The 12771-nt window shown below is 65.8% G+C and carries 12 protein-coding genes; 6 read left to right on the top strand and 6 right to left on the bottom strand.

The annotated features are described in order from the left end of the window. Positions 1 to 22 precede the first annotated feature (22 nt). The 5 genes from ACUVYZ_RS00630 to ACUVYZ_RS00650 all read left to right on the top strand — a co-directional run bounded on the left by ACUVYZ_RS00630 (position 23) and on the right by ACUVYZ_RS00650 (position 6094). Positions 23 to 2002, top strand: coding sequence for an aminotransferase class I/II-fold pyridoxal phosphate-dependent enzyme (locus ACUVYZ_RS00630; protein WP_439932521.1), 1980 nt, complete (start codon positions 23 to 25; stop codon positions 2000 to 2002). Positions 2003 to 2179: 177 nt separating this feature from the next. After that, positions 2180 to 3376, top strand: coding sequence for an aspartate aminotransferase family protein (locus ACUVYZ_RS00635; protein WP_439932522.1), 1197 nt, complete (start codon positions 2180 to 2182; stop codon positions 3374 to 3376). 1 nt (position 3377) lies between these two features. Further along, positions 3378 to 4301 (top strand): ornithine carbamoyltransferase, encoded by a 924-nt coding sequence (argF, locus tag ACUVYZ_RS00640; RefSeq protein ID WP_439932523.1) that lies wholly within the window; start codon positions 3378 to 3380, stop codon positions 4299 to 4301. 41 nt (positions 4302 to 4342) lie between these two features. Beyond that, positions 4343 to 5566: an argininosuccinate synthase gene (locus ACUVYZ_RS00645; RefSeq protein ID WP_439932524.1), complete on the top strand. Its 1224-nt coding sequence runs from the start codon at positions 4343 to 4345 to the stop codon at positions 5564 to 5566. 42 nt (positions 5567 to 5608) lie between these two features. Next, positions 5609 to 6094, top strand: coding sequence for a YajQ family cyclic di-GMP-binding protein (locus tag ACUVYZ_RS00650; protein WP_439932525.1), 486 nt, complete (start codon positions 5609 to 5611; stop codon positions 6092 to 6094). Here the strand turns inward: ACUVYZ_RS00650 and ACUVYZ_RS00655 are convergent. Next, a complete protein-coding gene (locus ACUVYZ_RS00655; protein ID WP_439932526.1) occupies positions 6075 to 6959 on the bottom strand; it encodes an ion transporter in 885 nt (294 codons plus the stop codon). The two genes, ACUVYZ_RS00650 and ACUVYZ_RS00655, sit on opposite strands and share 20 nt — an antisense overlap. Positions 6960 to 6965: 6 nt before the next feature. Continuing rightward, on the bottom strand, positions 6966 to 7676 hold the full coding sequence (locus tag ACUVYZ_RS00660; protein WP_439932527.1) for a type 1 glutamine amidotransferase: 711 nt from the start codon (positions 7674 to 7676) through the stop codon (positions 6966 to 6968). Positions 7677 to 7727: 51 nt separating this feature from the next. Between ACUVYZ_RS00660 and ACUVYZ_RS00665 the strand changes: the two genes are divergently transcribed. Further along, the gene (locus ACUVYZ_RS00665) at positions 7728 to 8345 is read left to right on the top strand and encodes a retropepsin-like aspartic protease family protein (RefSeq protein ID WP_439932528.1); all 618 of its coding nucleotides are present in this window, start codon (positions 7728 to 7730) and stop codon (positions 8343 to 8345) included. Positions 8346 to 8371: 26 nt separating this feature from the next. Here the strand turns inward: ACUVYZ_RS00665 and ACUVYZ_RS00670 are convergent, their stop codons facing one another. The 4 genes from ACUVYZ_RS00670 to ACUVYZ_RS00685 all read right to left on the bottom strand — a co-directional run bounded on the left by ACUVYZ_RS00670 (position 8372) and on the right by ACUVYZ_RS00685 (position 12760). Next, on the bottom strand, positions 8372 to 9100 hold the full coding sequence (locus ACUVYZ_RS00670) for a haloacid dehalogenase type II (protein ID WP_439932529.1): 729 nt from the start codon (positions 9098 to 9100) through the stop codon (positions 8372 to 8374). A gap of 19 nt (positions 9101 to 9119) precedes the next feature. Continuing rightward, complete coding sequence (folE2, locus tag ACUVYZ_RS00675; RefSeq protein WP_439932530.1) at positions 9120 to 9938, bottom strand: GTP cyclohydrolase FolE2; 819 nt, start codon at positions 9936 to 9938, stop codon at positions 9120 to 9122. Between the two features lie 61 nt (positions 9939 to 9999). After that, positions 10000 to 11847, bottom strand: coding sequence for a 1-deoxy-D-xylulose-5-phosphate synthase (dxs, locus tag ACUVYZ_RS00680; protein WP_439932531.1), 1848 nt, complete (start codon positions 11845 to 11847; stop codon positions 10000 to 10002). Between the two features lie 10 nt (positions 11848 to 11857). Next, positions 11858 to 12760 carry a polyprenyl synthetase family protein gene (locus tag ACUVYZ_RS00685; protein WP_439932532.1) on the bottom strand — a complete coding sequence of 301 codons (903 nt, stop codon included), beginning with the start codon at positions 12758 to 12760 and terminating at the stop codon, positions 11858 to 11860. Positions 12761 to 12771 lie beyond the last annotated feature (11 nt).

The raw sequence follows: 12771 nt of genomic DNA on the forward strand, positions 1-12771 counted from the left end.
GGTAAGGGGGTCGTTCCACCCTATGAAAAAGCCGGTCAGCCGCGTCCTGGTGATCAACGACGAGAACCTGGTCCTCAAGGAAATCATCAAGGGCCTCAACGCGGCCGCCCGCACCCTGGAAAATCCCTACGGGCTGACTTTCGTCGGCGTCACCACGGCCCTGGAAGCCCTGCACCAGATCGAGGAGGACGGGGACATCCAGGCGGTGGTGGTGGACGACCGGCTCTACACCCTCAAGGCCGAATCCAACGGCCAGCGCTCGCTGCAGATGTCGGCGCTGGAGCTGGTGCAACGCATCACCCGCTTCCGGCCCGAGCTGGACGTCTACATCTTGATTTCCCAGGAGCAGGAGGACGAGGTGGTGGACGCCCTGTTCAGCGAGGCGGTGGACGGCTACTTCTACCGCGAAGAACGGGACTACAACGGCTGGTACCGGATCCTCTCCGCCCAGATCCAGGAGAAGGCGCGCACGCCCTTCTACGACCAGCTCAAGAACTACGTGCTCATGGCCAAGGACGCTTGGCACACGCCCGGCCATTCCTCGGGCGATTCCCTGCGCGGCAGCCCCTGGGTCAACGATTTCTACGAGTTCATGGGCGAGCACATCTTCGACGCCGACCTCTCGGTGTCGGTGCCCATGCTGGACTCCCTCATGGAGCCCACCGGGGTGATCCGGGACGCCCAGGAGATGGCGGCCAAGGCGTTCGGGGCCCGGCGCACCTTCTTCGCCACCAACGGCACCTCCACCGCCAACAAGGTGATCTTCCAGACCCTGCTGGCGCCGGGGGAGAAGCTGCTCCTGGACCGTAACTGCCACAAATCCGTGCACCACGGCGTGGTGCTGTCCGGGGCCCACCCCATCTACATGGACTCCTCGGTCAACAAGAAGTACGGAGTCTACGGGCCGGTGCCCAAGAAGACCATCCTGAAGGCGATCGAGGAGCATCCGGACGCAGAGGCCATGATCCTCACCTCGTGCACCTACGACGGGCTGCGCTACGACCTAGCCCCCATCGTGGAGGCGGCCCACGCCTGCAACATCAAGGTGATCATCGACGAGGCGTGGTACGGCCATGCCCGCTTCCATCCTTCCCTGCGGCCCACGGCCCTCGAGGCGGGGGCGGACTACGCCACCCAGTCCACCCACAAGGTGCTTTCCGCCTTTTCCCAGGCCAGCATGATCCACGTCAACGACCCGGACTTCAACGAGCACCTGTTCCGGGAGAATTTCAACATGCATACTTCCACGAGCCCCCAGTACGCCATGATCGCCAGCCTGGACGTGGGGCGCAAGCAGGCGGTGATGGAGGGCTACAAGCTCCTCAAGCGCACGCTGGAGCTGGCCGCGGAGCTGCGGGAACAGATCAATTCCACCGGCGTGTTCCGGGTGCTGGAGCTGGACGACCTGCTGCCCGAGGAAGTGAAGAACGACAACGTGAGGCTCGATCCGACCAAGGTCACCGTGGACATCTCCCGCTGCGGGCTCACGGTGGAGGAGCTGCAGCGGGAGCTGTTCGACCGCTACAACATCCAGGTGGAGAAGTCCACCTTCAACACCCTGACGCTGCTCCTCACCATCGGCACGACCCGCAGCAAGTGCTCTCGGCTCTACGACGCCCTGATGCGCATCGCTCGGGAGGGGCGGTCGCCCCAACGGCTGTACCAGACCCCCGACATCCCCCGCTTCACCCAGCTCAAATACCTGCCGCGGGACGCTTTCTACTGCGGCGGGGAAATCGCGCCGCTGCTGGACGAGAAGGACCGGGTGAACGGGGAGCTCGCGGGCCGGGTGTCCTGCGACCAGATCGTGCCCTACCCGCCCGGCATCCCGGTCCTGGTCCCCGGGCAGGTGATCACCCAGGACATCGTCCAGTACCTGGTGGGCTTGTTGCGCTCGCCCAAGAAGGTGGAGCTGCACGGCATCGTCTACGACGGTTACCTGCCCTGCGTGCGGGTGCTCACCGGCAGCGAGGAGAAGGGCTTGCGCCGGATCCGGCGCTGACGTGCGCCAGGGAGTCGGGGCGCCTTTCCCCTCCCGGTCCGCAGAGCCTGGGCCGGAGGCGGCGCTCGGGGCGGACCCTTGCACCGCGACCCCCTTGCCGCCACAATATGGTGGATTGTGCGACTTGGGCACACGGCGGCGGAAGCTTCCGTGTGCATTTGCTTTTTTGGTGCGGCGATGTCGCAATACCTGATGGATACCTACGCTCGACTCCCCGTGGCGTTCACCCGCGGGGAGGGCGTCTGGCTTTGGGACGCGGAAGGGCGGCGCTATCTGGACGCAGTGGCAGGCGTGGCGGTGTGCGGCATCGGCCATGCCCATCCCAGACTGGCCCAGGCCCTGTGCCGGCAAGCCCAGACCCTGATCCACACTTCCAACCTGTATTGCATCCCGCTGCAGGAGGAGCTGGCCGCACGCCTGTGCGCCCTGTCCGGGATGGACAACGCCTTTTTCTGCAATTCGGGGGCCGAGGCCAACGAGGCGGCCATCAAGCTGGCGCGCCTCTACGGCCACCGGCGGGGCATCGAAACCCCCACCATCATCGTCATGGAGCGGGCGTTCCACGGGCGCACCATGGCCACCCTGACCGCCACCGGCAACCGCAAGGTTCAGGCCGGGTTCGAGCCCCTGCTGGGGGGGTTCGCGCGGGTGCCGTACAACGACGTGCGGGCAGTGGAGCAGGTGGGGGAGCACAACCGCAACGTGGTGGCGGTGCTGGTAGAGCCCTTCCAAGGGGAGGGCGGGGTGCAGGTTCCGGAGGCGACTTACCTGGAGCGGCTGCGGGCCGTCTGCGACCGGTTCGGGTGGCTTCTCATGCTGGACGAAGTGCAGTGCGGCATCGGCCGCACCGGCCGCTGGTTCGCCTTCCAGCACACCCGCATGCTCCCCGACGTGATGACCCTGGCGAAGGGCCTGGGCTCCGGCGTTCCCGTGGGCGCCTGCCTCGCCCGGGGCGCCGCGGCGGGTGTGTTCAAGCCCGGCACCCACGGCTCCACCTTCGGCGGCGGGCCCCTCGCTTGCACCGCAGCGCTGACCACCCTGGCGGTCATGGAGGAGGAAGGTCTGCTCGCCAACGCGGCCAGCATGGGGGAGTACATGCTGCAGGCGTTCAGGGAGCGCCTCTCCGGAATTCCCGGCGTGGTGGAGGTGCGGGGGCAGGGCCTTATGATCGGCATTGAGCTCAACCGGCCCTGCCAGGAGCTGGTGCAATGGGCGATGGAGTCCGGCGTGCTCATCAACGTCACGGCGGACAGCGTGATCCGGTTGCTGCCGCCCCTGGTCATCGACCGGGCCCAGGCGCAGCAGGTGGTGGACACGGTGGTAGCCGTGGTGACCGAATTTCTCCGGGACGAGGCGCGCGAAGCCGCGAGCTGAGATGCCGATCAAACACTTCCTGGAGCTCAAAGACTTCACTCGCGCGGAGTTCGAGTACCTGTTCCGCCGCACTCGCTACATCAAGGAGAAGTTCAAGCGCTACGAGCCCCACCAGACCTTGACCGACCGCACGCTGGCGATGATCTTCGAGAAGCAGTCGACCCGCACGCGGCTGTCGTTCGAGGCGGGAATGCACCAGCTCGGCGGTGCGGCCATCTATCTCAACACCCGGGACACCCAGCTCGGACGGGGCGAGCCGGTGGAGGACATGGCCCAGGTGGTGTCGCGGATGGTGGACCTGGTGATGATCCGCACCTTCGAGCAGGCCACCGTGGAGCGCTTCGCCGCCCACTCCCGGGTACCGGTCATCAACGGCCTCACCAATCAATACCACCCGTGCCAGATCATGGCGGACATCTACACCTTCATCGAACACCGGGGCCCCATTCAGGGCAGGACGGTGGCCTGGATCGGCGACGCCAACAACGTCTGCCGTACCTGGCTGCAGGCAGCGGCCATCTTCGATTTCAAGCTCCAGGTATCCAGCCCTCCGGGCTACGAAGTGGAGCCGGAGCGGGCCGGAATCGACGACCTGAGCCGTTACGAGCATTTCCCCGACCCCATGGACGCCGCCCGGGGCGCGGACCTAGTGACCACGGACGTGTGGACCAGCATGGGCTTCGAGGCGGAGGACGAGGCGCGGCGCAAAGCGTTCGAGCGCTGGCGGGTGGACGCCCGCATGATGCGGCTCGCCAGGCCCGATGCGCTTTTCATGCACTGCCTGCCGGCCCACCGGGGCGAGGAAGTGACCGCGGAAGTGATCGACGGCCCCCAAAGCGTGGTGTGGGACGAAGCGGAGAACAGATTGCATACCCAAAAGGCGCTCATGGAATACCTGCTGCTCGGGCGCCTGGAGGATGGGTAAGGGGGGCAGGCAGGCGATTTTTAATCCGTAGCAAAAGCGAAATGAACAAAGTTAGAAAGGTGGTACTCGCCTATTCCGGCGGGTTGGATACGTCCGTCATTCTCAAGTGGCTCCAGGATACCTATGGCTGCGAGGTGGTGACTTTCACCGCCGACATCGGCCAGGGAGAGGAGCTCGCGCCTGCCAGGGCGAAGGCCAAGAAGCTGGGTGTCAAGGAGATCTACATCGAGGATCTCAAGGAGGAGTTCGCCCGGGACTTCGTGTTTCCCATGTTCCGCGCTAACGCCGTCTACGAGGGCGAGTACCTGCTCGGCACCTCCATCGCCCGGCCCTTGATCGCCAAACGCCAGATCGAGATCGCGCGCAGGACCCGGGCAGATGCGGTAGCCCACGGCGCCACCGGCAAAGGCAACGACCAGGTGCGCTTCGAGCTGGGCTACTACGCGCTCGCGCCCGACATCCGAGTGATCGCCCCCTGGCGGGAATGGGACCTCACCTCTCGGGAAAAGCTTATGGCCTACGCCAGGAAGCACGGCATCCCGGTGGAAATGAAAAAAAAGGGGGGGTCCCCCTATAGCATGGACGCTAACCTGCTGCACATCTCCTACGAGGGGCGCATCCTGGAAGATCCGGCGAAGGAGCCGGAGGAATCCATGTGGCGCTGGACCGTGGCGCCGGAGCGGGCGCCCAACAAGCCGGAGTACGTGAAGCTCGAGTTCCGGCATGGCGACTGCGTGGCGGTGAACGGCCGCAAACTTACGCCTGCCCAGGTGCTGATCACGCTCAACCGGCTGGGAGCGAAGCACGGCATCGGGCGTCTCGATCTGGTGGAGAACCGCTACGTCGGCATGAAGTCGCGAGGCTGCTACGAGACGCCGGGCGGCACCATCCTGCTCAAGGCCCATCGCGCCATGGAGTCCATTACCCTGGACCGGGAGGTGGCCCATATCAAGGACGAGCTCATGCCCCGCTACGCCTCCCTCATCTACAACGGCTACTGGTTCAGCCCCGAGCGGCGGCTGCTGCAAGAGCTGATCGACGCCTCCCAGGCGACGGTGAACGGCTGGGTGCGCTTAAAGCTCTACAAAGGCAACGTGATCGTGGTAGGTCGGGGCTCCGACACCGATTCCCTCTTCGATCCCACTATCGCCACCTTTGAAGAGGATCGGGGCGCCTACAACCAGGCCGACGCGGCCGGCTTCATACGGCTGAACGCCCTACGGATGCGCATCGCGGCGAAACTGAAGCTGAAGAGCAGAAGATGATGGGGCCACAGATCTTATCTTTCTTGTTTGGGGAAATTGGCCATGCCCTCGTTCGATATCGTCTCCCAGGTGGACAAGCAGGAGCTGCGCAACGCCGTGGACCAGGCGAACAAGGAAATTTCCACCCGCTTCGATTTCAAGGGCTCCGACGCTCGGGTGGAGCTGGCGGAGTACCAGCTTACCCTCTATGCCGATGACGAGTTCAAGCTGGGCCAGGTGAACGACATCCTGCTCGCCAAGCTCGCCAAACGGGGCGTCGACGTACGCTGCCTGGAGCGGGAGAAGGTGGAGGCCATCGGTGGCAACAAGGTCAAGCAGGTCGTCACCGTCCGGGTCGGGGTGGACAGCGACCTGGCGAAAAGAATCGTCAAGCTCGTCAAGGACAGCAAGCTCAAGGTCCAGGCCAGCGTTCAGGGCGACGCCGTACGGGTCTCCGGCGCGAAGAAGGACCTGCTGCAGGAAGCGATCCAGCTCGTGCGCAAGTCGGTGACCGACTTTCCCCTGCAGTTCACCAATTACCGCGATTAGGCGCTTGCCTCTGGCCGGCGCCCGCGGGCAGACGCGCCTCCAGCAGGGCCCGCAACGCCCGCAGCTCCTCCCGCAGGGATTCGATCTCGGCCCGGGAGGCGCTCACCACCTCCCGCGCCGCGTGCTCCACCGCGGCGGTGGTTTCCTCCCGGATTTCCTTCTCCTGCACCTGAATGGCGTTGACGATGACGCCGATGAACAGGTTCAGCATAGTGAAGGTGGCGGTCAGGATGAAGGGGATGAAAAACGCCCAAGCGTAAGGATATCTCTCCATCACCGGCCGGGCGATTCCCATGGACCAGCTCTCCAGGGTCATCACCTGAAACAAAGTGTACATGGAGAGGCCGATCGAGCCGAACCACTCCGGGAAGGCCTGGCCGAACAGATTGGTGGCGATCACCGCGAACACGTAGAAAAGGATGAGCAGGATCACGGCGATGGAGCCGATGCCGGGGATCGAGGCGAGGAGCGCCGTCACCACCCGCCGCATGGACGGCACGATGGAGAGCAACCGCAGCACCCGCAGGATCCTGAGGGCCCGCAGCACCGAGAAGGGGCCGCTCGATGGGACGAGGGCGATGGCCACCACCGCGAAATCGAACACGCTCCATGGGTCGCGGAAGAATCCCGGGCCCCGGGCGATCACGCGCAAGGCGATCTCCACGACGAAAACGGAAAGGATGGCCGCGTCCAGCGCCACCAGCAGCGGACCGGCGGCGGCCATCAGGGCGGGCGAGGTCTCCATGCCCAGGGTCACGGCATTGACCACGATGAGGGCGGTCACCAGCCGCTGCACCTGGGGTCCTTCGATCCAGTCCCGCAGTTGATTGCGCCAGGAGCGGCGGGCGGTCAGCGTGGCCGACATGGCTGTCTATCCCTGCAGTTTGCGGATCCAGCGCCCGTAGACTGCGTCGGCGACCCGGTGCAGGGCGCTCACCCGGGACTCCAAGTCTTGCAGCATGGCCTCCGGCGGCTGCACGCCAGGGCTCGAGCGGGAGGCCTCGATCTCGCGCTTGCCCGCTTGGCACCAGGCGCGCACCAGCTCCTCGGTCATTTCCACGTGGCACTGCAAAGCGATGCTGTTGCCGAGGGCGAAGCCCTGGTTCTGGCACAAGGGGCTCGAGAGCACGTGGGTCGCGCCTTCAGGGAGGGAAAACGTCTCCCCGTGCCAGTGGAAGGACAGAAAGCGCTCCGGCAGTCCCGCGAACCATTCCTCGGCCGCGGCGTTGGCGGCGCGGGTCACCTCGCCCCATCCGATCTCCTTTTGCGGCGCCCGCGTGACCCGACCGCCCAGGGCCTTGGCCATGAGCTGGCCGCCCAGGCAATGGCCCAGCACCGGCATGCCGCGCTCCACGGCGGTGCGGATCCGCTCGAGCACGGGCGGTATCCAGGGCAGATCGTCGTTCACGCTCATGGGCCCTCCCATGAAGGCGAGGCCGGAGAACCTAGCGAGGTCCGCGGGAACGGGATCGCCGGCGTCGATGCGGACGAGTGTCCAGGCGATACCGTGGCGTTCCAGGTATGTGGCAAAATACCCCGGGCCTTCGGCGGGGTGGTGGCGAAAGATGGCGACAGGTTTCATCCCTGACTCCGGGTCTCGCTCGTGAAGTCGCGGCATTTTAGTCGAATTCTGTTGCTCGTCCTATGGGCGCCCTTTGCTGCCTACGCGACCGATGTCCAGGTGGTGGGCCTGTCCAAGGGACGGGCGGTGATGGTGGTAAACGGCGGCAAGCCGCGCACGGTGCGGGAAGGCGAGACGACGCCCGAGGGAGTGAAGCTCCTCGCTGCCGACAGCGCCCGGGCGGTGATCGAAGTGGACGGGGTGCGCCGCTCGGTGGGATTGGGCCAGGCGGTCACCGGCGGCGGTCCCACCGGCGACCGGGCCAGTGCTACCCTGATCTCCGACGGGCGCGGCCACTTCATCGCCAACGGGCAGATCAACGGCGCCCCGGTGCAGTTCGTGGTGGATACCGGGGCGACCCTGGTAACCATTCCCAGCCGGGAGGCGAAACGCATCGGCCTCCACTATCAAGGGGGCGTGCAGCGCTACGCGTCCACCGCCAACGGGCCGGTGCCGATCTACCTGATCAAGCTGGACGAGGTGCGCGTGGGAGAGGTTCTGCTGCGCAACGTGGACGCGGCGGTCCAGGAAGGCGATAGCCTGCCGGTCATCCTGCTGGGCATGAGCTTTCTCAACCGGGTGGAGATGCGCCAGGAGGGCAGCACCCTGACCCTGAAAAAGCGCTTCTAGCCTGGATACTTCCCCGGGTCTTGCCCTCAGGCTCCCAGCCGCTCCGCCAGCTCCTCCAGGCTGTCCACCACCAGGTCGAACACGGGCTCCGGGGTCAGATCCTTCTTCCCCGGATCCCCGTATTCCAGGGGCCGCCGCACGAAGGCCGTACGCATGCCCACGGCGTGGGCGGCCCGCAGATCGTCCTGGTGGGCCGCCACCATCATGACCTGATGGGGCTTTAAGCTCAGCATGTCGATGGTACCCAGGTAGACCTCTGGGTCGCGCTTGTAGCGCCGGAAGATTTCGGAGGAGAAAATGCAGTCCCAAGGCAACCCGGCGCGCCTGGCCATGTCCACCAGCAGCCGCACGTTGCCGTTGGAGAGCGTGGCGACGATGTAGCGTTTCTTCAGCCGGCGCAGTCCCTTGGCTGCGTCCGGCCAGGGATCGAGCCGGTGCCACGCTAGATTGAGCTGGGCCTTCTCCTCCTCGGTGAAGGAGCCGATGCCGAACTCCTGCAGCGTTTCCTCGAGGGCCATCCGGTGCAGGTCGTCGATCTTGGTCCAGGGCAGCTCCCCGCGTCGCACCCGGTCCATGGAAGGCGCATATTTGGCGCGCCAGGCGTTGGCGAAGGCGCTCCAGTCCACTTTAAGGCGGCGGCCGCGGGCGAGCCGCCGGCCGTCCCGCACCACGCCGCCGTGCCAGTCGACGACGGTGCCGAATACGTCGAAGGTGAGAGCCTGGAGGGAGGCTGGATCGAAGGGGAGAGCGTCCACGCTTCCGGCGGATCCGGGGTCAGAGGAGCCCGCCGGGGACTTTCTTGTCGCGCTCGATCAGCGCGTAGGCGGAGTGGTTGTGGATCGACTCGAAGTTCTCGGACTCCACCACGTAGGCGAGGATGCGCGGATCCCGGTTAAGGACGCCCGCCACGTCGCGCACCATGTCCTCCACGAACTTCGGGTTGTTGTAGGCTTTTTCCGTCACGTACTTCTCGTCGGGGCGCTTGAGCAGGCCGTAGAGCTCGCAGGAGGCCTGGTCTTCCACGATGCGCACTAGCTCCTCGATCCACACGAACCCCTTGGTGTGGGCGGTGACAGTCACGTGGGAGCGCTGGTTGTGGGCGCCATAATCGGAGATCTTTTTCGAGCACGGGCAAAGGCTGGTGACCGGCACTACCACCTTCATGGCGAAGCGGTACTCGTCGCGGTGGATCTCTCCTGTGAAGGTGACGTCGTAGTCCATCAGGCTCTGCACCCCGGAGACGGGCGCGGACTTGTTGATGAAGTAGGGAAAGCTCATCTCGATATGGCCGGCTTCCGCCTCCAGCCGGCGCACCATCCTGCGCAGCATAGACTCGAAGGATTCCACCGAGATTTCTCGCTCCTGGCCGTGCAAAATCTCGACGAAGCGGGACATGTGGGTGCCCTTGAAGTTGTGGGGCAGGTGCACGTACATGTTGAAGGTGGCCACGGTGTGCTGCACCCCGCCGCTCTTATCGGCGACCCGCACCGGGTGGCGGATTCCTTTGATGCCCACCCGGTCGATGGCAAGGTGCCGCGAGTCCGGGCTGCTCTGGACATCGGGCATCAACGGAAATTCGGCTTTGCGGTTCATGGAACGGGCTTTCTCTAAGGAGAACGGCAATATTATACCGGCCGGGTAATTTCTGAGTAAACTACTCGGGTAATTGCTGCCGCACGGTGGCCACGATCCCTTCCCCGTCGAGACCCAAGCCTTTGAGCAGTTGGGCGGGGTTGCCATGGTCGATGAATCGGTCCGGGAGCCCGAGCTGGAGCACGGGAACCCCCACTCCATGGCGCGCCAGGCACTCCAGCACCGCGCTGCCCGCGCCCCCGGCGATGGCGTTTTCCTCCACCGTCACCAGCAGCTCGTGGGAGGCGGCCAGTTCCAGGACCAGGGCTTCGTCCAGGGGCTTCACGAAGCGCATGTTGGCCGCTGTCGCGTCCAGCGCCTGGGCTGCCTCCAGGCTGGGCGCCAGCATGGCGCCGAAGGCAAGCAGGGCCACCCGCCGGCCCCGGCGCCGGACCTCGCCCTTGCCGATGGGAAGGCTGCGCATCTCCTTTTCCACCGGCACGCCCGGGCCGCTGCCCCGCGGGTAGCGCACCGCCGTGGGCGTGTCCATCTGAAACGCGGTGTAGAGCATGCGCCGGCACTCGTTTTCGTCGGCCGGCGCCATCACGGTCATGTTGGGGATGCAGCGCAGGTAGGTGAGGTCGAAGGCCCCGTTGTGGGTGGCCCCATCCCCGCCCACGAGCCCGCCCCGGTCGATGGCGAAGACCACTGGCAGGTTCTGGATCGCCACGTCGTGGATCAACTGGTCGTAGGCCCGCTGCAGGAAAGTGGAATAGATGGCCACCACGGGCTTGAGCCCCTCGCAGGCGAGCCCCGCGGCAAAAGTGACGGCGTGCTGCTCGGCGATGCCCACGTCGAAGTAGCGGTCGGGGAAGAGCTCCGAGAACCGCACCAGCCCAGAACCCTCCCGCATCGCCGGAGTGATGGCCACCAGGCGGGAGTCGGCCGCCGCCATGTCGCACAGCCAGTCGCCGAAAACCTGAGTGTAGGTGGGGGATCCCCCGCCTTTGGCCGACTGGATGCCCTGGGCCGGGTCGAATTTGCTCACCCCGTGGTACAGAATAGGATTGTCCTCTGCCAGCTTGTAGCCGGCTCCCTTGCGGGTCACGATGTGCAGGAACTGGGGACCCTCCAGGCGCTTGATGTTGTCCAGGGTCTCGATCAGGGTGTCCAGGTCGTGGCCGTCGATGGGGCCGATGTAGTTGAAGCCCAGCTCCTCGAACAGGGTACCGGGCATCACCATGCCCTTCATGTGCTCCTCGGCCTTTTTGGCCAGCTCCAGCACGGGGGGCAGCTTCTCCAGCATCCTGCGCCCCGCCTCCCTGGCCTGGTGGTAGAAGCGGCTGGAGAGCAGGCGCACTAGGTACCGGTTCATGGCGCCCACGTTCTCCGAGATGGACATTTCGTTGTCGTTGAGGATCACCAGGAGGTTGGCGTCCATGGCCCCGGCGTTGTTGAGCGCCTCGTAGGCCATGCCCGCCGTCATGGCGCCGTCGCCGATCACCGCCACCACGTGGCGCTTCACCCCGGCCCGCTGGGCCGCCACCGCCATGCCCAGGGCGGCGCTGATGGAGGTGCTGGAGTGGGCGGTGCCGAAGGTGTCGTAGACGCTCTCGCTGCGGCGCGGAAAGCCCGAGGGCCCGCCTTCCATGCGCAGGCGGTCCATGAGGGTGCGCCGCCCGGTCAGGATCTTGTGGCCGTAGGTCTGGTGGCCCACGTCCCATACCAGGCGGTCGTGGGGCGTATCGAACACGTAATGCAGGGCGATGGTGAGCTCCACTGTGCCCAGGTTGGAGGAGAGGTGGCCGCCGGTGCGACTCACGAGTTGGATCAGATATTCCCGCAGCTCCTGCGCCAGGACATGGAGATCCTGGCGCGACAGGGCGCGCAGGTCCTTGGGGTCGTTGACGCTCTTCAGCAACTCGAACATGGGAGAAAGGTCAGAACTCGCGGCCCACGATGTACTCGGCGATCTCCCGCAGCCGCCGGGCCCGCTCGCCGAAGGGGGCGAGGCTTTCCACCGCCTCCCGCTTCAGCTCCAGGGCCATGGCCCGGGCGGCCTCCACCCCCACCGTGGACACGTAGGTGGGCTTGCCCTGGCGGGCGTCCTTGCCGGCGGTCTTGCCCAGGGTGGCGGTGGTGGACTGGGCGTCGAGCACGTCGTCGACCACCTGGAAAGCGAGGCCGATGCGCTTGGCGAAGTGGTCCAGCCGGTCCATGTCCTTGGAAGAAAGCGCCCGGCCGCAGTTCGCTCCCAGGATCACGGAAGCCCGGATCAGCGCCCCGGTCTTGTGGATGTGCATGAATTCCAGCTCGGGGAGCGTCAGGGTTTTACCGGTGGCTTCCAGGTCGATGGCTTGGCCGCCCGCCATGCCCCGGGAGCCGGCCGCCCGGGCCAGGTGCTCCAGCATCTTGAGCTGGGTCTGGGGGGAATCGGCCACTCGGTATTCGGCCAGGAGCTGGAACGCCAAGCTCTGGAGGCTATCGCCCGCGAGGAGGGCGGTGGCTTCGTCGTACTCCACGTGGCAGGTGGGCTTTCCCCGGCGCAGGACATCGTCGTCCATACAGGGCAGGTCATCGTGCACCAACGAATAGACGTGGATCAGCTCCAAGGCAGCCGCAGCGGTGCTCAGACGCTCCAGGTCGGCCCCGCTCACCTCGCCTGCGGCGTAGCACAGGAGCGGTCGCACCCGCTTGCCGCCTCCCAGAACCGCGTAGCGCATGGCCTGGTGCAGCCGCTGGGGCGCCACCTCCGCCGGCGGCAGCAACCGGTTCAAGGCCTCTTCCACCAGGGCCTGGCGGCTGCGCGCCCAGGACTGGAAATCGCTGTTCGTTCCGGGCATGGCCAAAACTC

The organism is Pelomicrobium sp. P1 (genome assembly GCF_052805615.1).